The following is a 21394-nucleotide window of genomic DNA, read 5'->3' as shown; positions in this document are numbered from 1 at the left end:
TGTGGAATCCGCTGGGGCCATCAGTCTGTCAGGTCCCAACTGGGCCTATACTAACACAAACTCAGAATGAGTATGAGTTAGCAAGCGGTTACTTGCCAATGCAAAAGCGGCTAAAGATCTGATCCAAGACTGCCTCGGAGATCTCCTCGCCGGTGATCTGGCCAAGGGCGTGCAGCGCCCCCCGCAGGTCGATGGTCCAGAAATCGAGGGGGAGCTGTTCCCGCATGGCCTGGGCCACTTGTTCTAGGCTGGCTTGGGCCTGGCGGAGGGCGGCGGCCTGGCGCTGGTTGAGGCTGACCTCCAAGTTGGGCTGGGGTCGCCCCTGGGTAACAAGCTGCTCCAGGGCTTCTTCCAGCTCTGGGATCCCCTTGCCCTGGGCGGCAACAGCAGGGACACGGTAGGTGATTTCGGGGGGGAGAGAAATGCCGTTGGGGGAGGCGAGGTCAGTTTTGTTGATCACTAGAATCAGGGGGCGGTGGCGGATGGAGGCATAGATAGCCGCATCAGCCTCCGTCCAGCCCGCCTGAGCATCGATGACCAGCACCAGCACATCGGCGGTCTGGGCCAGCCGTTGGGAGCGCTCCACCCCCAGCCGCTCCACCGGATCGTCAGTGGCGCGAATGCCGGCGGTATCCAGGAGCTGGACGGGGATCCCTCTCACCACCAACTGGGACTCCACCACATCCCGAGTGGTGCCAGGTAGATCCGTGACAATAGCGCGATCCTGCCCCGACCAGGCGTTGAGCAGGCTGGACTTGCCCACATTGGGCCGCCCGACAATGGCCACTTTCACCCCAGTGCGCAGCAGTTGCCCCCGTTCGGCAGTGGCCAGCAGGGCCTGCATCTGAGCCTGAATGTCTTGCAGCCGGGCCTGCCAAGCCGGGACATCCAGAGGGGGCAGATCCTCTTCAAAGTCAATTCGCGCCTCGATCTCGGCCAATAAGCCCAGGAGCGCCTGGCGCAGGGCGCGGATAGACTGTCCCAGTTTGCCCTGCAGACCCGCCAGCGCCATTTGAGCTGCCTGTGGAGAGCGGGCTGCCACCAGATCAGCCACACTTTCGGCCTGGGTTAGATCGATGCGACCGTTTAGGAAAGCGCGCAGGCTAAACTCCCCTGGCTGCGCTAGCCGGGCTCCCTGGCGCAGGCACTGCTGCAGGGTAGCCTGAACCACCATAATGCCGCCGTGGCAATGGAACTCCACCACATCCTCGCGGGTGTAGGAGCGGGGGGCCTGCATCCACACAGCCAGAGCTTCGTCCAGTGGGTGGCCCTTCTCGTCATGGATCCAGCCATAGAGAAGGCGATGGCTCTCCCAGGCGGCGTTGCGGCGGGCGGGAGTAAAGATCGCCTGGGCAATGGACAGAGCCCGCGAGCCGGAAAGGCGTACAATGCCAATGCTGCCCTGCTCGGGCACCACGGCGGTGGCAATGGCAGCGATGGTGTCGGCCAGGGGTGTAGTGGGATCCATAGGTGAATGGGCTATGCCTCAGTTCCCTGTAGGCAGGAGCCCGGCCTTAACTCGAAAGAAGCTGTAAAAAGCTAAGCTCTCCCGCCAGGGTCAGGGTAGCTTGGCAGTGGCGACCTGCACTTGTCCTAACAAAATATGAAGCCGTTACGCACGTTTAGGGTAATCCCTTACCTGCCGCCTGCCTTGGAGAGCCTGCGCTTTTTGGCCTACAACCTGCATTTTAGTTGGAATGTAGAAACCCGCACCCTGTTCCGGCGCATGGATCCAGATCTGTGGGATGCCTGCGGGCACAACCCTGTGGCTCTTTTGGGCCAGATCCGGCAGGAACGGCTGGATGAATTGGCAGAGGATCCGGGGTTCTTAGCCCAACTGGAGCGAGCTAGCCAGCAACTAAATAGCTATCTCCAACGAGACACGTGGTACCGTCGGTACCGCTTATCCCATGCGGTGGAAGGGGAATGCTACGCCTATTTTTCCGCGGAGTTTGGCTTGGCCGACTGTCTGCCTCTTTACTCAGGGGGTTTGGGGGTGTTGGCCGGGGATCACCTCAAGGCAGCCAGCGACTTGGGCCTGCCGCTCGTGGGTGTGGGCCTACTCTACCAGAAGGGGTATTTCCGCCAGTACCTCAGCCCCGATGGCTGGCAGCAGGAGCGCTACCCCACCAACGATTTCTTTAACATGCCCCTGGAGCTGCAAAGAGACGCGGAGGGCCGCGAGATTCGCATTGAGGTGGACTACCCCAACCGCAAGGTATTTGCCCGCATCTGGAAAGCCATGGTGGGGCGAGTGCCCCTATACCTTCTCGACACCAACATCGAGCCCAACAGCCAGTACGACCAGGACATCACCGACGAGCTCTACGGGGGCGACCAGGATGTGCGCATCCACCAGGAGATCATGCTGGGGATCGGTGGTGTGCGGGCTCTGCGCGCTCTTGGGATCCACCCCACTGTCTACCACATGAACGAGGGGCACTCTGCCTTTTTGGCCGTGGAGCGGATCCGCCTGTTGATGGTGGAGCAAGGGCTGAGCTTTGAGGAGGCCTGGCAGGTGGCTAAGTCGAGCCAGCTGTTTACCACCCACACGCCAGTGCCTGCGGGGATCGACCTGTTCCCGCCAGACAAAATCGACTACTACCTGGGCTCCTACTACCGCCAGATGGGCCTAAGTCGGGAGCACTTTTTGGCCCTGGGTCGAGAAAATCCAGGCGACTTCCAGTCCCCTTTCAGCATGGCGGTGCTGGCCATCAACATGGCCTCGTTTGTTAACGGCGTCAGCAAGCTCCATGGGGCGGTCGCCCGCAAGATGTTTGGCCCCCTCTGGCCTGGGATCCCGCAAGAGGAGGTGCCGATTACCTCCATCACCAATGGCGTGCATGTCCGCACCTGGGTGGGGGAGGAAAACCAAGCTCTCTACGACCGCTACCTGGGGCCGGATTGGGCGGAGGCTCCTCCCTCGGATCCTCTCTGGCAGAAGGTGGATCGGATCCCGGATGCGGAACTGTGGCGGGCGCACGAGCACAGCCGCGCTCGCCTCATTGACTTCACCCGCCAGCGCCTGGTGGAGCAGCTGCAAAAGCGGGCAGCCTCGACGGCTGAGATCCAACGGGCCTCAGAAGCCCTCAACCCAGAGGTGCTTACCATTGGGTTTGCCCGCCGCTTTGCCACCTACAAGCGGGCCACTCTCTTGCTCCACAACCTGGAGCGGCTCAAAGCCTTGATCAACCATCCCCAGTACCCGATGCAGTTTATCTTTGCCGGCAAGGCCCACCCTCGCGATACAGCCGGCAAGGAGTTGATCCGCCAGATTGTCCAGGTGTCGCGCCAGCCAGAGTTCCGCCAGCGGCTGGTGTTTATCGAAGACTATGACATGTACATCGCTAGCTTAATGGTGGCCGGGGTGGACGTGTGGCTGAACACCCCCCTGCGCCCCCGCGAGGCCAGCGGTACTAGCGGCATGAAGGCAGCGGCTAACGGCGGACTGCACCTGAGCACCTTGGACGGCTGGTGGGATGAGGCAGATTACTACCAGACTGGCTGGCCCATTGGCCGCGGCGAGGAGTTTGAGGATCGCGCCTACCAGGACGAGGTGGAGGCCAACGCCCTCTACGATCTCCTGGAAAAGGAAGTAGCTCCCCTTTTCTACCAACGCGGCAGCGACGGCCTGCCCCATGCCTGGATTCAGCGCATGAAGCAGGCAATCCGCCTCAACTGCCCTCGCTTCAGCACCCAGCGCATGGTTCGGGAGTATGCCGAGCGAGCCTACATTCCGTTGAGCAACTCCTTTGACCGCATGCGGCGCAACAACTTCCAGGCGGCCCGCCAGTTTACCCGTTGGCGGAACCATCTGCAGGAGAACTGGTACAACCTCCGGGTTCTCGACGTCCGGATTGAAAACCCAAGACAGCCCACTGGCAAGCCTTCTGCCGGCCGGGATAGTCAGGTCCAGGAAGTGGTGATGGCCGGGGAACCCCTCACCGTAACGGTGGAGGTGCAGCTGGGATCCCTGCAGCCGCAGGATGTGATTGTTCAAGCCTACCAGGGGTCGGTGGACGACAAGGGCCAGATCCAAAACGGCCGGGCAACCCCCTTGCGCTACGTGGAGACAGTGGGGGATCGCGCCATCTTTTGTGGCCAAGTTCGCTACGAGAGCAGCGGCTTGCAGGGGTTGGCCATCCGCCTATTGCCCTTTCACCCCGATATGCCCGATCCCTATGAGCTGCGGCTGATGCTCTGGGCCTAGCCGGTCAGGCCCTCCTCAAGAGCTGGGCCAGTTGGTTTTTAGGAAAGCTGGGCCAGGCAAGCTAGGTGTTGGAGCTGTTGCAGCTTTTCCCTCACTCGGCCAGAGCGGAGCAATTCCTCTGCTTGCTGGATCCCCTCGCTGAGAGATTGAGCATAGCCTAGCAGCCAGAGGTAGCTGCCGCCATTCCAGAGTACCGCTGGGGCAAGGGGGGAGGGATCCCCGTTGAGGAGCTGGTGCATCTGCCGCAGCAACTCTTTCTCCTCCGCCAGCGGGATCTCCGGGCCAGCCAGGTGATGGTCGCGGGCTTTGAGCAGCAGCCGTTCCCCGCGGTGGTTGAGGATAGCTGTCCGCTCCCGCGGCAGGTCGCTGCTGCCTTCTAGTCCCTTGACCGTGGTAAAGTTTTGGATCCCTTGCAGGGCAAACAACTCCAGCATTGTGGCCTCGGTGGGCGGATGCACATAGCCGGCCACCAGGTGGAAGGGGCCCTCATAGGGTGCCCAGACCAGCTCCAGCGTAGCCAGGGGAGGGCGCTTGCCGATTTGATCCCGGTACTCCATCAGAGCTTGCGCTTGGGGGAAGCAGTCTGGCAAGTACAAAAATCCCAAGCCAGTTTGCTCCAGGCATCGGCCCACCTGCTCCAGCGACCATCCTCGCCAGTCCACCCCCAAGCCTCGCCAAACCACCTCCAAGGGTAGACCATACTTGGGAGGGCAAAAGCCGGAACCATGGAGCAAAACAGCTGCTCCTGCTGCCGCCAATACCAAAGCCACTAACACCCCCAGCGGCGCTGTTCGCGAGCGGCCGTCGTAGGGGTGGCCAAAGATAACCAAGGGATGGGGCAGATCTCGTTGGGGAAGGCGAGGGCCGTACTCGGCATAGGCATCCAACATACCAGCCAGCTCTTCGGCGGTGGGGCGCTTGATGCGGTGGGCAATCAAAAAGGCCCCAATCTGGGCCGGGGTGGCTTTGCCCGCAAGGAGCAGCCGAATGGCCTGGGCGGCTTCGCCGCGGGTGAGATCCTCGTGAGTGTGGGTGCCGCTGCTGATTTTCTTCAAAAGCTCGCGAAACTCGTGGCTCATAGCTTTGGCAGTCTAGGGCGAGCGAACTTGGCAGAAACCCAGGAGGCATCCCTATCTGCCTTGGCGTCGGAAGCAGGCTGGCGGAGCAACTGGGCTGCTAACTGCAAAAACCGGCGAATGGGCGGGATCCGATAGCGATCACGGGTGGTTACTGCCACTACCTGTCGCTGCAACAAGGGGGGTTCGGTGGGCCGCACCTGCAACCCTGGGTCGGCGTGACAGTCCACTAGAGCCGATTCTGGCAGGAGAGCAATCAACTGCCCCTGGCGAACGACACCGCGAAAGGCCTCCAGCGTGTTCAGCTCCAGCGCTGCCTTGAGAGTTAACCCCTGGCGGGCCAGGTGGGACTCCACGCAAGTGCGCATGGCATAGCCATCTTTAAACACGACCTGGGGGTACTCGGCCAACACCGGCCAAGGGATCCGCTCGTAGCGGCTGAGGGGATGGCTGGTGGCCATCAACACCTGGATGGGCTCGGAATACAGGGGCTCCACTACCAGTTCGCCCCCCCGCCTTAGCCAGGGATTTTCCATCACCAAAGCCACATCCACCAACCCATCCTTGAGCACCTTCAAGGCGCGGTCGCTGCCTAGAGCCGTAACCCGCAACTGCACCTGCGGGTACTCTCGGCAGAACTCCTGCAGCACCGGCGGCAGTCGATAGGCCGTCAGGGAGTGGATCCCGGCAACGCAGAGCTCGCTTTGCCCGCCCTGCAGCCATTCTCGAATGCTGGCTTGGGCTTGCTGCCACTCCTGACAGATGCGCCGGGCATGGGGTAGGAGCCGTTCCCCCGCCACCGTCAGGACCACTGGGCTCTTGCGGTGCAATAGCGGGGCGCCCACCTCTTCTTCCAAGGCCTGAATCTGGCGGCTGATGGTAGACTGGCTCAGGCCACTGCGGCGGGCTGCAGCCAAAAAGCTGCCACTTTCGACGACGTTTAGAAAAGCCTGTAACAGCTCCAAGCGCACCGAGAACCTCTCAGGAGTTACGGCCTAGCTGCCGCGGGATTTTAGCCAGGGATCTCTCGAACTGCTGTAGGTGCTGCTACCAAACTCTGCCGTAGGGTTCACTTTCAAGCCCGCCCCGCCCATAGGCATTAGCTCCGGCTCGGCAAAGCCCCGCAGCCGCTGGGTAGATTCCAACTCACTCAGGCCCTTGGCCTGCAGCAGCACCCCAAAGCTGCCTAGCCCCAGCGGATCGATCAGCGCTTGGAGCGCAAAGCGCCGCTGCAGCACCTGGCCCACGCCCCCTGCCCCACCGCCCGTTGAGCTGAGGGCGGCCAGCCGCTCCGCCAACCCCAGGTTTACCAGAAAATAGCTTTGCTGCGTGAAGCCCAGTCGCTTGAGTCCCAGGGATTCCCCCACCTGTTCCAGGGTTGTAAAGTCCACATGGGCCGTGAGATCTTGGCACCCCACCCGACTATAGGGATCCGTAGAGGTGGCGTGTCGGCGGTAAGCTAGGAGCGTGCCCTGGGAGCGCTGGGGGCTGTAGTAGCGCTGGGCAGGATAGCCGTAGTCGATGGTCAGCACGTAGCCCCGCCGCAGCTTGCGGGCCAGGAGCTGCAGCCACTCGAGGGCCTTGAGGTTGACCTCGGTTTGGTAGCCAGAGGGGTAGGTGGTAATTGGGATCCCCAGCCGGGCAAAGTACGCTTCTAGCGCGGGGGTCGAGGGATCCCCCAGCACCTCTTGAAACCCTCCCTCTGTCCAATCCACGTAGATTTCCCGCAAAGACCCCCCCTGCACCTGCACCCGATGGACCGGAAAGGCGTCCACCAGCTCATTGGAGAAAAAACAGCCAGTTACTGACCCCTCCGGGATTTCGTCCCACGCCAGCCAGCGCACCTTCTCCCCAAAGCCCGCCAAGCGCTCCTGCTGCAGCCGCCGCAAAGAGGCAGAGCGCTCCAGGATCCCGTACTCTAGAGCCTGCCAAAACGCAGGGTAAGCCGAGCGCACGTAGGTTAACCAATCTTCAGCCAGGCGACCGCTGCCTGCCCCCATCTCAACAACCGCAAAAGCAGAAGGGGAGCCTAGAACTTGCCAGAACTGGTGAATCTGCTCCGCCAACAGGTGGGCAAAGTCGGGCGCCAGGTGGGGAGCCGTTAAGTAGTCAGGGCCAAGGGGGTAGCCCCGCTCGTAGTAGCCCAGCTCCGGCTCGTAGAGGGCCCACTCCATGAACTGGGCAAAAGTCACTGGCCCCTGGGCGCGGATGCGGCTAGCGATGAGATCCCGAAGTTGTTGGTCCGTCTGGGGGTGCAACAAGGTGCCTATAGGCTAGGAGACTCATCTCTGCAAGGGGCGGCGCCAATTTTGGCGAAACCGACGGTTTGTGAAAAGCAGGACTGGCCAGAGAGCTGAGACCAGCCATTTTCCCGATCCCGAGTAGAGGCGATCTGCCTTGCGGAGCGAGTACCAAACCCCTCCTGCGTAGATTGCCAAGAGCAAAAACGGCCACATTTTCGCTTATCCTGCAAACGCCAGCCAGGTGGTTGAGGGAGCCCTCTTAGTAGGCATCCTGCAACTCATAAAAGTCAGGCGTAATGTAGTCCTTGCGCAGCGGCCAGCCAATCCAGTCTTCTGGCATCAGGATCCGCTTTAGGTTAGGGTGACCTTCAAAGATAATGCCGTACATGTCGTAGGTCTCCCGCTCCTGCCAGTCAGCCGACTTCCAGATCCAGTACACCGAGGGCACCCGCGGATCGTCGCGGGGCAGTTTCACCTGGACGCGCACCTCCGGCGGGCGATCCGCTCCGTCCTTCAGCTTAATCAAGTGGTAGAGGCTAACCAACGGCTGGCCTGCCCCTAGGTCATAGCCGCACTGGCAGGCAAGATAGTTGAAGCCATAGGCGTAGAGAGCGGTGCATACGGGCAGGAGAAAGTCCCGCTCCACCTCCAGTAGCTCTACTCCAGCCGCATCCCTGCCCAGATACTGGTGGTCAAAGCCGTTGTCAGCAAGAAACTGAGAAACTGGACCTCGCTCCCGCGTTGCCAGCGACTCGGCTGGCTCAGAGGCAGGAGGCGGACTTTCCGGCGTTTTGGGATCCGTCATCTCAGGCCCCTCCTTGCAAGGCTTTGAGCTGTTGCTCTACCCGCTTGAAGTCGGCAGTCTGCAAGGCCGGCGGCACGGGCAGGCCAATGGCGGCAGCTAGCTCCGGCGGCGGAGCCTGGCGGGTTTCGCTCTCCAAGTACTTGCCAGTGATGACTTCGGGCACCGGTCTGAGGTTGTGCTTGACGGTGTAGTAGCGGTGGGTTTGCTGCAGACGGCCTCGCTCCCGCATGTCCTCAGCGGCAATCTTCTTGCGCAGCTTGACAATGGCGTCCATAATGGCCTCAGGGCGGGGTGGGCAGCCGGGAATGTACACGTCCACGGGGATGAGCTTATCCACCCCTCGCACAGCGGTGTAGGAATCAGAGCTGAACATGCCGCCGCTGATGGTGCAAGCTCCCATGGCAATGACGTACTTGGGCTCGGGCATCTGTTGGTAGAGCTTAACCAGCGCCGGCGCCATCTTCATGGTTACCGTTCCCGCGGTGATGAGCAAATCAGCGGTGCGCGGCGAAGTCCGAGGCAACAGGCCAAAGCGGTCGAAGTCAAAGCGGGATCCCAGCATCGCCGCAAACTCGATAAAGCAGCAGGCGGTGCCATAGAGCAGCGGCCAGAGGCTGGACATCTTGGCCCAGTTGTAGAGGTCGTTTACCGTTGTGAGAATAACATTGTTGGAAAGATCCGTAGTAACTTGCGGAGGAGAGGCCGGAAACAAAACTTCCGGCTCCTTAGAGGTCATGACCATTCCAGCGCTCCTTTTCTCCAAGCGTAGACAAGACCCACCACGAGGATGGCAATGAAAATCAAAGCCTCCACAAAAGCCAGCAGCCCCAGGCAGTGAAAAGCTACTGCCCAAGGGTAGAGGAACACAGTCTCCACATCGAAAATGACGAAGGCAAGCGCGAACATGTAGTAGCGGATGTTGAACTGAATCCAGGCCTGCCCAAACGGCTCCATCCCCGACTCATAGGTGCTGACTCGCAGGGCTCCCTGCCGTTTGGGAGACAAACGGGCTGAGGCCCCTAGGGCCAAAACTGGCAGCAGGGCGCAGACAATGAGGAAAGCCAGCAGGTACTCGTAGCCAGATAGGACAAACACGACGCCAGACTGCCTCAGGTGCTCAACATTTAGATACGTTTCTCAGTATAGAGCCAGTCCGTGGCCTCTTGGCGCCGGCGGATCTTTAGGACTGCTGATGGTCTCGATTGCGGGAGAGCCAACTCCACACGCCGCTTAGCAAAGCGCCGGCTGTCAGGATCCCCAGCAACGGCTGAAACCAGGGCAGCCACAGCCGCAGCCAGAGCTTGTAGCCTAGGGTAATCCCGAAGAAGGCTGCTGTTACCGAGAAAACAAACCAGACAAAGCCGGCAAACATCAGAAGGGCCAGGGCAATGAGAAAAGAGTCCAACCAGCGCTTCCAGGTAGAGAGACTCATAGCCAGAACAGGCCAAATCTTCACAGATCCTAACCCCTACTGCCCAGACCCTTCCCCTTAGCTTCTTCCTGGGCAGCTTCTCATTCCCTTGGGAAGTTGAAGGCGCGGCTACAGCAAGCCTCGGTGCCCCCTAAAAGGGGGGGTAAGCGGCTGAAGCAGGTTGGTTTAGAATTTGACCGGGTCATTCCTGCTGAGAGAGAACTTCGGAGTAGGGCGCAATTTGAGTGAGGCAGAGATTCCGGCAGAGGAAAAACGAGCCCTTGCGCTGAGGGTTGACACGACTTTGGATGCCCTAGGTGAAGTTTTGACTTGGTTTGAGTCCTTTCGCAACGCGGGTATTCCAGATCCCATCTGGTTGGAGTGCCAGTTGGTTCTAGCCGAAGGGTTTACCAATGCCGTCCGCCATGCCCATCGCGCCCTGCCTGCCAGTACGCCTATCGATATCGAGCTGACGCTGACACCGCAGGGGCTAGAGCTGCGCATCTGGGATCAGGGTCAGGAGTTTGACTTGGAGGGCTTTGCCCAAAACCTAGCAGCCAAGCCCCTCCCCGACGCCGAATCCGAGGGAGGGCGGGGCATTTTGCTGATGAAGGCCCTCTCCACCCACCTGAGCTACACTCGCCAGGCCGATGGCCGCAACTGTCTGTTGATTAGCCGGCGCTTTGACGATCCTGGCTGCAGTTCCCAGCAAGCTGTCTAGGCCAAGAGACCAGCACTCAACTGGCGAATGGCCGCGCTGGCCACATCGCTATAGCGCAGCTCGCCAGCTAGGATTTGGCCCATGCGCCGGGTGGCTCCCGGTCGCTTGACGCCAACTCGGTAGCCCACGCCGGGAAAGCGGTAGAACAGAGCCGCAATCCGCTTGGCCCAGCGCATCTCTGTGCCCCACTCCTGTTGGACGCGGGCGGAGTAGTTGGCCAGGGCTTCGGGATCCCCTGCCAGGGCTTGGTCGATGGCCTGCGCCGCCAGCATGCCAGTGAGGAGGGAGGGACGGATCCCTTCGGCGGTAAACGGGTCGACAACACAGGCGGCATCTCCCACCAGGAGCGCATTTTGGCTGTGCAGGGGTTGATCCCCGTCCCAAAGGCAAATGGGATGGCCAAAGGACTTAACCGACTTGAGGTCGATGCCAAAGTTGTGGGCATACTGGCTGGCTATTTCTCGCAGGTTTTGTTTCTGGCCACCCCGAAAGGTGCCAGCTCCAATCGAGTAGCCGTCCGCCTTGGGGAAGTTCCAAATGTAGCCATTGCTAACACTGCCGAAGTCAAAGTGAGCAGCGGCAGTTTGCGGTTCCAAGCCAGCTACTTCCGCCTCTAGGGCAGCGGCCAGGCGGCACTGGCGACTGCGAAAGCCCAGCCACTTTGCCATCGACCCCTTGGCCCCATCAGCCCCAATCACGTACCGGCCCCAGACCGGGCCAGCAGGAGTCATCACCTGCCAGCGGTCACTTTGCCACTCAAGGCCGGCAGCGGCACATCCAGCCCAGAGGGTGGCCCCCTGCTTCTGGGCCTGCTGGATTAGGTAGGCGTCGAAAACCTCCCGTCGCACCATCCACACTGGCTCTTTCAGATCCAACTCGACCACCACTGGATCCCCACCCCGCCAGGTGTAGCGAATTTGCCGAATCTTCAGCGAGATGGCGGGGCTGAAGTCAAAGTCAAACCAGGCTGCCACCATGGGGGAGACGCCGCCCCCGCAGGGCTTGTAGCGGGGCAAGGGATCCTTTTCCAGGACCAGCACCGAGCGCCCGCGCTTGGCTAGGTGGTAGGCGGCAGCTCCGCCGGCAGGGCCAGCGCCGACGATGACACAGTCATACACGTAGGACATGGCTTGACACCTACATTCAGGGAACGCTGAAGCCGGGAAGGGGTTATCCCTGGCTGACTCTAGGCCGTAGTCGGGTCTTCTGCCGGGTTGTTACAGCGATACACCTTGGCCCCGACATTGCGCAACTTTTCGTCGATGGCTTCGTAGCCGCGGTCGATGTAGTGGAGCCCGTAGATGGTGGAGCAGCCCTCGGCCGCCAGGCCAGCCAACACCAAGGCCGCCCCCGCCCGCAAGTCCGTAGCCACCACCGGCGCCCCTGACAGAGACGGCACCCCCCGGACGGGCCACCCGGTTCTTGAGACGAATGTCCGCGCCCATGCGGTTAAGCTCCGGGATGTGGTGCATTCGGTTTTCAAACACTGTCTCCTCGATGGTGCAACTGCCCTCGCTGAGAGCAGCCAAAGCCATGATTGGCGCCTGCACATCGGTGGGAAAACCCGGGTAGGGCAGGGTTTGGATATCGGTGGCCTGACAAATCCAGCCTGAGCTGAGTTGAGCCGGGGCAATGCGCAGGCGGTTGGGGCCTTCTTCCTCCACCCGCAGCCCCATGTCCCGCAGCTTGGCAATCACCGCCCGCAGGTGATCCGGAATCACCGGCCCCACGGTGAGCTCAGAGCGGGTAATCGCTCCAGCGATGAGATAGGTACTGGCCTCGATGCGATCGGGAATGACGGTGTACTCTGTGCCATGCAGACGCGGCACCCCCACCACCACAACGGTATTGGTGCCTACGCCACGGATGCGGGCTCCCATCGCCTGACAAAAACGGGCCAGGTCCGCTACCTCTGGCTCTTGGGCGGCATTTTCAATCACCGTTTCCCCTTCGGCCAGCGTAGCAGCCATCATCAGAGTTTCCGTAGCACCAACGCTGGGATAGTCGAGGTAGATGCGGGTTCCCACCAGCTTACGGGCATAGGCGTGGACCACCCCGTGCTCAATCTGAACCGTTGCCCCCAACGCCTGCAAACCCCGCACATGCAGATCCACGGGACGCGAGCCAATGGCGCAGCCGCCCGGTAGGGGCACCCTGGCCACTCCCAGCCGCGCCACCAACGGTCCGATGATAAGGAAACTGGCCCGTAACTGGCTGACCAATTCATAGGGAGCCTGGCAAGTCCTCAGGGAGCTGGCGTCTAGGTCAAGGGTATTGCCGACATGGGACACCTTAACCCCCAGGGTGGCCAGGATCTGCCCCATGCGTTCGATGTCCAGCAGGCGCGGCACGTTGTGAATTCGACAAGCGGCAGGGGCCAAGAGGGATCCGGCCATGAGAGCCAAAGCTGAGTTTTTCGATCCCCCGATGGGAACGTGGCCGCTTAGGGTCTGCTTGCCAACAATTTTTAGCACCGGCCCTGCTATCTCTGACGAGGCTACCATCCCTGTGGGGGTCGGCCACAGCTCAGGCTCCAAGAGCCCTGCCGGGTCAATGCGAGAGGACGCTCTGTTGCCGCGATTGTCAAAATCTTTCAATCTTCCTCCTCACACAAAAGAAAAGGTAGGCACTTCAGAGAATACTCTGGGGATCACAGCAGCGGCTAAACTAGCAGGCCCAAACCGGGAGTGAGGAAGGAAGAGAAGTTCCTACAGCCCTGCTTCTACCCTATAGTGGCAAAGGAGGATTCGCTCAGCCACTTCCCTGAATGCAGGCTCCCAGCGCGGGCGGCTGGGTTTAGCCCAACAGGGGAGAGCGGTACAATGGAGAGTGATGAGAATCTCTTGCAAGAAGGAGATCCCTGATGACCGCAACTCGCGTTTCTGCCGAAGAACTGTTTCGGGCTGCCTACGAAAATCGCTACACCTGGGATCCCGACTTTCCGGGCTATAGCGCAGAGGTCACCTACTGGGATGGAGAGCGCATGTTTGTGGGTCAGGTGCGCCTGGGGGCAGACCTGAAAGCCACGGTAACCGGTGTGGAAGATGAGGAAGCTCGGAAAGCCATCCAAGAGCAGATGTGGGAGATTTCCGTCCACCGGGTGCGCCGCAGCTTTGCCGAAGCCCACGGCCAAAACACGTTTCGCTACGGCCAAATCCTGCCCGATGGCTCGGTGGAGATCCTCGTGGGAGGCAAAGCCGAGGGGGATCGCTACCACGTGCGCGACAACCAAATTACCATGGTGCATCGGCACATTCACGGCGTGGTGGTTACCATTCACACCTTCAGCAGCCACGACACCGGCGAAGGCTACCTCTCCCACCGCTACGACTCTGTCTACCACGACGCCAAGACCGGTGAGCAAAAGGGTGGGCGCAGCCAATTTGAAGACCTCTACACCAAAGTGGGCAAGTACTACATCCTCTCCGAGCGGCGCATTCAAACCGAGACGGAAGCTGGTGTTGTTGAGAAGCGCTTTAGCTTCAGCAACTTTGCGTTGCTCGATGCCAGCGCCTAACTGGCCAAGCGACCACAAAAAATTTTTTCGGGGCCGCAACAACCTCCAAGGAGGATTCTGGGCTATGCTTTGAATGTTCCCCCCGGAACTTTAACATGGACAGGACAACGGTAAAACCCACTCCAGATTCCGAAGCCCCCAGCGAGGCTCCCAAGCTGATTCTCCGCCCGGCCCAACTGGGGGATCTGGAGGCGGTGGAGGAGATTTTGGCGCAAGCTTTTGAAGAAGAGTATGGCAGTCGCTCGGTAGACATTCGTCGCCAACTGCGGAGGCTGCGCCAGTGGTACGGGCTTCTAAGAGCCCTAAGCCTGTTTCCCAACCGCTTCCAGCACATGTTTACCGTGCATGTGGCGGAGCTGGAGGGCAAAATCCAGGGGGTTATTCAGGTTTCTCCCTTTAACCATTCCCGCAGCACCTGGCGGGTGGATCACATGGCGGTGGCGCCTTCGGCCCAGCGTCAGGGAATTGGGTCTAAGTTGCTCAAACACTGCATGGAGCACTTTCGCGAGGCCCGCACCTGGATTCTGGAGGTGAACATCCACAACAAGGGGGCGATAGCCCTCTACCGGCACAATGGCTTCCAGCCCCTAGCCCAGATTACCTACTGGTCGATCCCGCCCGAGATCCTGGCCGCCCTCAGCCAACACGAGCCCAAGCTGCCCAACCTGGTGCCGGTGACTAACCGAGATGCCTACGCCATCTACCAACTGGATACGGGATCCATGCCGGCCACGGTGCGCCAGGTGTACGACCGCAACGTGGGCGACTTCCGCACTAGCCCCCTGGAGTGGCTTCTGGAGCAGGCCAGGTGTGCCGTCAGCCAAACCGAACGGCTGGAGATGTGTGTCTACGAGCCCGAGCGGAGAACCGCCATCGGCTATTTCAACCTCAAGCTGGATCGGACGGGGCAGCAGCCGCACGTGGCCAAGCTTACGGTTCACCCTGCCTACACCTGGCTCTACCCAGAGCTCATGGCCAAGATGGCCCAGCTCACCCAAGCCTATCCGCCGCAGGCTTTGGCGTTGGCCTCCACCGATTACCAGCCGGAACGGGAAGAGTTCTTGCTTAAGCTGGGAGCCCAGGAGGTGGAGCGGACGCTGTTGATGTCACGCTCGGTGTGGTACAAGGTGCGGGAAGTCCGCTCGCCGTGGTACAGCGAGTATCTCAGTCTAGTGTTCCAAAAACTGCCAATGAAACAGCCGGTGCCAGAGCGGTTTGAGGGGGCAGCGGAGAGCTGGCTGGAGCACCGCTTTCATCCCCCTGCGCTGGATCCCAACGCCGGGCCAGGGCAGTCCAGGGATCCGCAAGGGTAGGCTCCCCCCTGGCGGTTAAGTCTTGCTTGGCGGGCATCTGCGAACCTCTATGGACAAGTTGAAGGATAGCCCAGCCGGGGATCCCTCCTGGCGAGCAAAGCTCCAAGCGGCCTTGCACCGCAACCGCAGCGACCCGGCTGCACGCTATTTGCAGTTGGCCACGGTGGATCCCTGCGGGCGGCCGCGCAACCGCACAGTGGTCTTCCGGGGGTTCTTGGGCGAGACCGACCGCATCCAGTTGGCGGTGGATAGCCGCAGCGAGAAGATCCACCAGATTGCCCACTGTCCCCTGGCCCAGATCTGCTGGTACTTTGCCAAAACGCGCGAGCAATTCCGCATCGCCGGCACCCTGGAAGCCATCACCGCTGGCCATCCGGATCCGCAAGCGCAGCAGCAGCGGCAACAGTTGTGGCAACAAATTCCAGAAGAAGGACGGCTGCTCTGGTTTTGGCCAGAACCCAAAGGTCCTCTTGCTCCACCAGAGGCCTTTGTTGCCGAGCTAACCCCCGAAAAGGCCTCTTCGCCGCCGCCCACTTTTGTCCTCCTGCTGTTGGATCCAACGGAGGTGGATCACCTGCAGCTCAGGGGGGATGCAATCTACCCCCAACGGCGAACCCTCTATGAGCGCAGCCCGCAGGGATGGCAATGTCGAGCGGTCAATCCCTAGCAGGGGAGCTGTTTTTCCTCTCGCTTTCCGAGAGAATAGGAAGAGAATAGACGTGCTACCCCCTAGGGCAACGCCGCCCGAGAGCAGTTGGGGAGGTAGCGCTCTCCATCCGACACCTAGCCTTCCTGCTGGCAGGAATTCTGATGGCCATTTCCGCCCTCTCAAAGCGCTTTGCCCAAGTGGCCGGCAGGTCATTGCCGGCTAGCGTACGGCGGGGATCCTTGGGCTTGGCTGCTGCCCTGGCTTGGAGTCTGGCTGTTCCTAGGGGGATCGCAGCTCCCCTAATTGCCACATCCCCGCCCAGTTCGTCTAGGCAGGGGGGGACCTCTGTCCTAACCTCGAAATCGGTTCGCACCGGCCCCTTTCGGGTTGGCAACCGCACTCCCCACCCCATTCGCTTAGTGATCTTGTTGCGCAGCAGCAGTCGGCTGACCAACCCCGAAACGGCTCACTGGGATTTTGCCCCCGGCGAAGGAGGCAGCCAGGGTTTGCTGCTGAGCTTAGGGGAGGAGCCGCTGCAGATTGGCCCCGGCGATGTTGTGGTGGCTTTTACCCTAGATGGAACCCGCCGCTACTGGGGCCCAAATGTGGTGGGAGAGTCGCTGGCGCCTTTTTGGGATGAGGCAAGCGGCTCCTGGTCGATGATCTTGCAGCCCTAGAGAGGCTCACCCTCCAGACCCCTGCCAGCAGAGCCAGCCCACCCCCACCAATAGCGCTGTTAGCCCGTAGAAGCACCCCACCACCTGCACCTCCGACCAGCCCCCCAACTCCAGGTGGTGGTGGAGAGGAGACATGCGCAGCAGCCGTTGGCCTTGGCCGGTCTTGCGTTTGGTGTATTGGAAGTAGCCCACCTGTAGGATTACCGACAGCGCCTCCGCCACCAATATCCCGCCCATCCAGGCCAGAGCCCAGAGCTGATCTCCCAGCAGCGCCAGCCCCGCCAGAGCGCCCCCCAGGCCTAGGGAGCCGGTATCTCCCATAAACAGGCGGGCCCGATGGTGGTTGTGCACCAGAAAACCCAGACAGGCGCCGCTCAAGGCAAAGGCCACGAGCGCCAAAACGGGATCCGTTGCCGTCAGCCCCAGCCCTGCCAGGACAAGGGCCACCACCCCTGCGGCCAGGCCGTCCATGCCGTCGGCAAGGTTGACGGCGTTGTTGGTGCCCACCAGCACAAACAAAGCCAGCGGCCAAAACAGCCCGCCTAGGGGGAGGGAGCCTATTCCCGGAAGCGTGAGAACCGTTGGGATCCCTTGCCAGGCCAAGTAGCCGCAAAAAACCAGGCCAATCCCCACCTGGAGCAAAAGCTTCGCTTTAGGGGGCAACCCCTTGTTGGAGCGCTGCCGGATGACCAGCCAATCGTCCAGCCAGCCAACCAAGGTGTAGGCCAGGGTCAGGAGGGCCACCGCCAGCCACTGGGGATCCCAGCCGCTCCAGATCCCGGCTACCAGCAGCCCCACCGGCAAAAAGCTAAGGCCGCCCATGGTTGGCGTGCCCGCTTTTTTGTAGTGGGACTGGGGTCCCTCCTCGCGGATGACCTGCCCTGCCTTCCAGCGCCGCAAGAGCGGAAGAAGCAGGGATCCCAGCACCGCCGATCCCAGCACGCTCAGCCCAAAGGGAAGAAGCACCTGGGGCTGGCTTCCCATCACCAAGGCCGAGAGCGCTAGGCCCAGAACTAGGGTAAGCGCCGCCCCGCCCCAGTCCGCCTCCTCCACCTCCAGCCGGGAAAGGGTATCCCCCTCCATCTTTTCTAAACCCCTCACACCCTCAATCTCCAAGCTTGGGAAAACTCTAGCAGGCAGAGCTCAAGAAAACTCTAGCTTGCCCGCGGCTCAGAGGGGGATCCCCTAGTAGGGCCACTTCCAGTTGCGCACCTCCGGCAGATCCTCGCCGTACTTGCAGATGTACTGCTTGTGCTCCACCAGCTTGTCCCGAATCAACTGCTGGAGGTGATCCCGTCGGTATTTGAAGCGCTCCACCCGCTCCAATACATCGTTGGCTAGGTTAAAGCGATCCACCTGGTTGAGGACGCACATGTCGAAGGGAGTGGTGGTGGTGCCTTCCTCCTTGTAGCCGCGCACGTGGAGGTTGTGGTGGTTGGGGCGGCGGTAGGTGAGGCGGTGAATCAGCCAAGGGTAGCCGTGGAAGGCAAACACGATGGGCTTGTCAGGGGTGAAGATACTGACAAACTCCTTGTCGCTGATGCCGTGGGGATGTTCGCTGGGCGGCTGCAGCTTCATCAGGTTTACCACGTTCACCACCCGGATCTTGATGTCCGGCAGGTGCTGCCGCAAGAAGTCCACCGCCGCCAGGGTCTCCATCGTCGGCACATCGCCGCAGCAGGCCATGACCACATCCGGCTCCGAGCCCTGGTCGTTGCTGGCCCACTCCCAGATCCCCAAGCCCTGGGTGCAGTGCTTGATGGCGGCGTCCATGTCCAGGTACTGCAGAGCCGGCTGTTTCCCCGCCACGATGACATTGACGTAGTGGCGGCTGCGTAGGCAGTGATCCGCCACCGAGAGCAGGGTGTTGGCATCGGGGGGCAGGTAGACGCGGATAACATCGGCTTTCTTGTTGACCACGTGATCCAGAAAGCCGGGATCCTGGTGGCTGAAGCCGTTGTGATCCTGCCGCCACACGTGGGAGGTGAGCAGGTAGTTGAGGGAAGGGATGGGCCGCCGCCAGGGGATGTGCCGGGAGGTTTTCAGCCACTTGGCATGTTGGTTAAACATCGAGTCCACGAGGTGAATGAAGGCCTCGTAGCAGGAGAAGAAGCCGTGGCGACCGGTCAACAGGTAGCCCTCCAGCCAGCCCTGACAGACGTGCTCGCTCAGGATCTCCATAACCCGCCCGTCAGGGGAGAGGTGCTCGTCGTAGTCGTAGATAGGGGCCACCCAGGTGCGGTCACTAGCCTCAAACACAGCATCCAGCCGGTTGGAAGCCGTCTCGTCGGGGCCAAAGAGGCGGAAGTTGTGGGGGTTGAGCTTCATCACATCCCGCAAGAATTGCCCCAGCACCTTGGTGGCCTCGGCTTCCGTGGTGCCAGGGCGCGGGACGTCTACGGCGTAGCGGCGGAAATCTGGCATCCTCAGCTCCCGCGTCAGCAAGCCGCCGTTGGCATAGGGAGTGGCGCCCATGCGCTTTTCCCCCTTGGGAGCTAGCTCCTGCAGCTCGGGGAGCAGGCGGCCGTTTTCGTCGAAGAGCTCTTCTGGCCTGTAGCTGCGCAGCCACTCTTCCAGGATCTTGAGGTGCTCCGGCTTTTGGGCCAGATCCGCCAGCGGTACCTGGTGGGAGCGCCAGAAGTCCTCGACCTTTTTGCCGTCCACCTCTTTGGGGCCAGTCCAACCTTTGGGGGTGCGCAGGATGAGCATCGGCCACTGCGGACGGGTAGGATCCCCCTTGCTGCGGGCATAGTGCTGGATTTCTTGGATTTCATGGATAACGGTGTCGAGGGTGGCGGCCATCAACTGGTGCATTTCTGCCGGCTCGGAGCCCTCCACGAAGTAAGGCTTGTAGCCGTAGCCCACAAACAGGCTTTGCAGCTCTTCGCGGCTGAGGCGGCCCAGGATGGTGGGGTTGGCAATCTTGTAGCCGTTGAGGTGGAGAATGGGCAGTACCGCCCCGTCGCGGATGGGGTTGAGAAACTTGTTGGAGTGCCAGGAGGCAGCTAGAGGGCCGGTTTCCGCTTCTCCATCCCCTACCACACAGGCCACCAGCAGATCGGGGTTGTCAAAGGCTGCCCCAAAGGCGTGGGCTAGGGCATAGCCCAGTTCTCCCCCCTCGTGGATGGAGCCGGGGGTTTCCGGAGCCGCATGGCTGGGCACGCCGCCGGGGAAGGAGAACTGCTTAAAGAGCTTGCGCAGACCTTCGACATCTTGGGTGATGTTGGGGTACACCTCGCTGTAGGTGCCTTCCAAGTAGGTGTTGGCCACTGGGGCAGGGCCGCCGTGGCCGGGGCCGGTGATGTAGAGGACGTTGAGGTTTTCCCGCTTGATGATGCGGTTGAGGTGCACGTAAATAAAGTTCAGCCCTGGAGTAGTGCCCCAGTGCCCCAATAGGCGCGGCTTCACGTGTTCTGGCTTCAAGGGCTCCCGCAGCAGCGGATTGTCCATCAAGTAGATCTGCCCCACTGACAAGTAGTTGGCAGCCCGCCAGTAGGCGTCGATCTTGCGCAGTTCCTCGTCGGTGAGCGGTTTTCTCGAGAGCTGTTCTGCCAAAACCATAGCTCCACCCCCTAGGTATCTCTACTCCCATGGTGAGCTAGGTTTGGAGAAGGGCGTGGGGATCTTGGGATTCCTTTGGATTTGGGAGGAAGGGTCGGCCTACCACCACCAAGGCTTGAGGGGGGTGCCGTCGGGGAAGATCAGGCCGGCAATCCGGGCGCCGCTATGCTTGAGGCCCTCGATCTGGGCGCCTTCTAGGTTGGCTTGCTCCAAATTAGCCCCGCTGAGGTCGGCGCGGCGCAAGTTAGCTCCCTGCAACTGGGCCTGGCGCAGCTCGGCGCCGCGGAGATCGGCCCCCTCTAGGTCGGCATTCTGCAAGTTGGCCCCCCGGAGATCTGTCCGCTGCAAATTGGCCCCCCGCAGATCCGCTTCCTCCAGGTTGGATCCGCGCAGATCCGCCCGCTTGAGGTTGGCTCCCCTTAGACAAATTTGCCGCAGCACCAGCCCCCGCAGGTCAGCTTTGCTGAGGTCTTGGCCGGCCAGATCCTGCCCCTCTCCCCCCCAGTTTTGCAACTGCCAGATGTGGCGCAGCCGCTCCTCCAAGTGGGTGGCGTCTGAAAGCTGGGATCCGCGCAGGCTGGTGCCACTGACTTTTACCCCCCTCAGGTCGGCTCCCCGCAGATCCGCTCCTTCTAGGAGGGCGCCACTGAGCTTGGCCCCTTGCAAATTGGCTTGGCGCAGATCCGCTTGGCGCAGGTGGGCGCCGTTAAAGTTGCAAAGGCGCAGGTTAGCCTTTCTCAAATTGGCTTCGTAGAAGTTGGCACCCCCCAGCCGTGCCTCCTGCAGATCCACTCCCTCCAAGTCGGCGTAGGCAAAGTCTCGCTCCCCGCGCCGATAGGCCACGATTACCCCCTGTGCTCCTCCCACCGGCCGAAAGGGGCTGTAGGTCCGACAAGCTTCCTCTGCCTCGGGTTGCTCGAGCTGGGAGAGCAGCCGCCACGCCGCCAAGCGCACCGCCCAGGAGCTGTTGCCGGCCAGGGCTGCTACTAGCTCCGCTAGACCTGCCGGCCCGTACTGCAGCAACTGGGGCAAGGTGGCTAGACGCACCGCCTCCTCACCCCGAGTGAGCCGCCGCCGCGCCCCCTCAAGACCCCCTAAGACCAAGGCGTAAGGCGGGGCACCGCTGGCGGCAGCTTGTCCTCCCAACACCAGATCCCAAGGGCGAGGGCTAGACCCCACCGCTGGCTGAGGATTGCCGTTCATCGGCGGAG

18 protein-coding genes and 1 pseudogene are annotated in these 21394 nt (G+C 61.3%); 6 read left to right on the top strand and 13 right to left on the bottom strand.

The features are described from left to right. Positions 1 to 88: 88 nt before the first annotated feature. Complete coding sequence (gene mnmE, locus NW833_RS04535) at positions 89 to 1468, bottom strand: tRNA uridine-5-carboxymethylaminomethyl(34) synthesis GTPase MnmE (protein ID WP_414411692.1); 1380 nt, start codon at positions 1466 to 1468, stop codon at positions 89 to 91. Between the two features lie 135 nt (positions 1469 to 1603). On the opposite strand from mnmE, the gene glgP reads away from it, so the two are divergent. Next, the gene (gene glgP / locus NW833_RS04530; protein ID WP_414411691.1) at positions 1604 to 4210 is read left to right on the top strand and encodes an alpha-glucan family phosphorylase; all 2607 of its coding nucleotides are present in this window, start codon (positions 1604 to 1606) and stop codon (positions 4208 to 4210) included. A 38-nt stretch (positions 4211 to 4248) separates the two neighbouring features. Here the strand turns inward: glgP and NW833_RS04525 are convergent, their stop codons facing one another. The 7 genes from NW833_RS04525 to NW833_RS04495 all read right to left on the bottom strand — a co-directional run bounded on the left by NW833_RS04525 (position 4249) and on the right by NW833_RS04495 (position 9766). Continuing rightward, positions 4249 to 5289: an anthranilate phosphoribosyltransferase family protein gene (locus tag NW833_RS04525; protein WP_414411690.1), complete on the bottom strand. Its 1041-nt coding sequence runs from the start codon at positions 5287 to 5289 to the stop codon at positions 4249 to 4251. Beyond that, positions 5286 to 6257, bottom strand: coding sequence for a LysR family transcriptional regulator (locus tag NW833_RS04520; protein ID WP_414411689.1), 972 nt, complete (start codon positions 6255 to 6257; stop codon positions 5286 to 5288). Before NW833_RS04520 ends, NW833_RS04525 begins: the two co-directional genes overlap by 4 nt. Positions 6258 to 6281: 24 nt before the next feature. Further along, a complete protein-coding gene (locus NW833_RS04515; protein ID WP_414411688.1) occupies positions 6282 to 7544 on the bottom strand; it encodes a class I SAM-dependent methyltransferase in 1263 nt (420 codons plus the stop codon). Between the two features lie 244 nt (positions 7545 to 7788). Beyond that, entirely contained in the window at positions 7789 to 8334 is a 546-nt protein-coding gene (locus tag NW833_RS04510; protein WP_414411687.1) for an NAD(P)H-quinone oxidoreductase subunit J, read from the bottom strand. Position 8335: 1 nt separating this feature from the next. Then, positions 8336 to 9076: an NADH dehydrogenase subunit K gene (locus NW833_RS04505; protein WP_414395725.1), complete on the bottom strand. Its 741-nt coding sequence runs from the start codon at positions 9074 to 9076 to the stop codon at positions 8336 to 8338. Beyond that, entirely contained in the window at positions 9067 to 9429 is a 363-nt protein-coding gene (ndhC, locus tag NW833_RS04500; RefSeq protein WP_414411686.1) for a photosynthetic/respiratory NAD(P)H-quinone oxidoreductase subunit C, read from the bottom strand. Before ndhC ends, NW833_RS04505 begins: the two co-directional genes overlap by 10 nt. Before the next feature lie 85 nt (positions 9430 to 9514). Beyond that, positions 9515 to 9766, bottom strand: coding sequence for a hypothetical protein (locus NW833_RS04495; protein WP_414411685.1), 252 nt, complete (start codon positions 9764 to 9766; stop codon positions 9515 to 9517). A gap of 172 nt (positions 9767 to 9938) precedes the next feature. On the opposite strand from NW833_RS04495, the gene NW833_RS04490 reads away from it, so the two are divergent. Continuing rightward, entirely contained in the window at positions 9939 to 10466 is a 528-nt protein-coding gene (locus NW833_RS04490; protein WP_414411684.1) for an ATP-binding protein, read from the top strand. Here the strand turns inward: NW833_RS04490 and NW833_RS04485 are convergent. Continuing rightward, positions 10463 to 11593, bottom strand: coding sequence for a geranylgeranyl reductase family protein (locus tag NW833_RS04485; RefSeq protein ID WP_414411683.1), 1131 nt, complete (start codon positions 11591 to 11593; stop codon positions 10463 to 10465). The genes NW833_RS04490 and NW833_RS04485 overlap by 4 nt on opposite strands. A 59-nt stretch (positions 11594 to 11652) precedes the next feature. Next, positions 11653 to 12970 (bottom strand): annotated as a pseudogene (gene murA, locus NW833_RS04480) (UDP-N-acetylglucosamine 1-carboxyvinyltransferase). Between the two features lie 359 nt (positions 12971 to 13329). Here murA and NW833_RS04475 point away from each other — a divergent pair. The 4 genes from NW833_RS04475 (at position 13330) to NW833_RS04460 (ending at position 16622) form a co-directional block, all read left to right on the top strand. Further along, positions 13330 to 13983 carry a DUF3386 domain-containing protein gene (locus tag NW833_RS04475; protein WP_414395733.1) on the top strand — a complete coding sequence of 218 codons (654 nt, stop codon included), beginning with the start codon at positions 13330 to 13332 and terminating at the stop codon, positions 13981 to 13983. A gap of 95 nt (positions 13984 to 14078) precedes the next feature. Beyond that, positions 14079 to 15296 (top strand): GNAT family N-acetyltransferase, encoded by a 1218-nt coding sequence (locus NW833_RS04470; protein ID WP_414405904.1) that lies wholly within the window; start codon positions 14079 to 14081, stop codon positions 15294 to 15296. A gap of 49 nt (positions 15297 to 15345) precedes the next feature. Then, positions 15346 to 15963: an Npun_F5749 family FMN-dependent PPOX-type flavoprotein gene (locus NW833_RS04465; protein WP_414395737.1), complete on the top strand. Its 618-nt coding sequence runs from the start codon at positions 15346 to 15348 to the stop codon at positions 15961 to 15963. A gap of 143 nt (positions 15964 to 16106) precedes the next feature. Further along, positions 16107 to 16622: a hypothetical protein gene (locus NW833_RS04460; protein WP_414411682.1), complete on the top strand. Its 516-nt coding sequence runs from the start codon at positions 16107 to 16109 to the stop codon at positions 16620 to 16622. A gap of 6 nt (positions 16623 to 16628) precedes the next feature. Here the strand turns inward: NW833_RS04460 and mraY are convergent, their stop codons facing one another. From mraY to NW833_RS04445, 3 genes are all read right to left on the bottom strand, one after another. Further along, positions 16629 to 17705, bottom strand: a complete 1077-nt coding sequence (gene mraY, locus NW833_RS04455; RefSeq protein WP_414411744.1) for a phospho-N-acetylmuramoyl-pentapeptide-transferase — start codon at positions 17703 to 17705, stop codon at positions 16629 to 16631. Between the two features lie 102 nt (positions 17706 to 17807). Next, complete coding sequence (locus tag NW833_RS04450; RefSeq protein WP_414411681.1) at positions 17808 to 20183, bottom strand: phosphoketolase; 2376 nt, start codon at positions 20181 to 20183, stop codon at positions 17808 to 17810. 99 nt (positions 20184 to 20282) lie between these two features. Next, the gene (locus NW833_RS04445) at positions 20283 to 21386 is read right to left on the bottom strand and encodes a pentapeptide repeat-containing protein (protein WP_414411680.1); all 1104 of its coding nucleotides are present in this window, start codon (positions 21384 to 21386) and stop codon (positions 20283 to 20285) included. Positions 21387 to 21394 lie beyond the last annotated feature (8 nt).

Origin of the sequence: Synechococcus sp. O70.1 (assembly GCF_047462215.1) — a bacterium.
Taxonomy (GTDB): domain Bacteria; phylum Cyanobacteriota; class Cyanobacteriia; order Thermostichales; family Thermostichaceae; genus Thermostichus.
The sequence above is the reverse complement of the archived record's forward strand: the minus strand, read 5'-3'. Positions and strand labels throughout refer to the sequence as shown.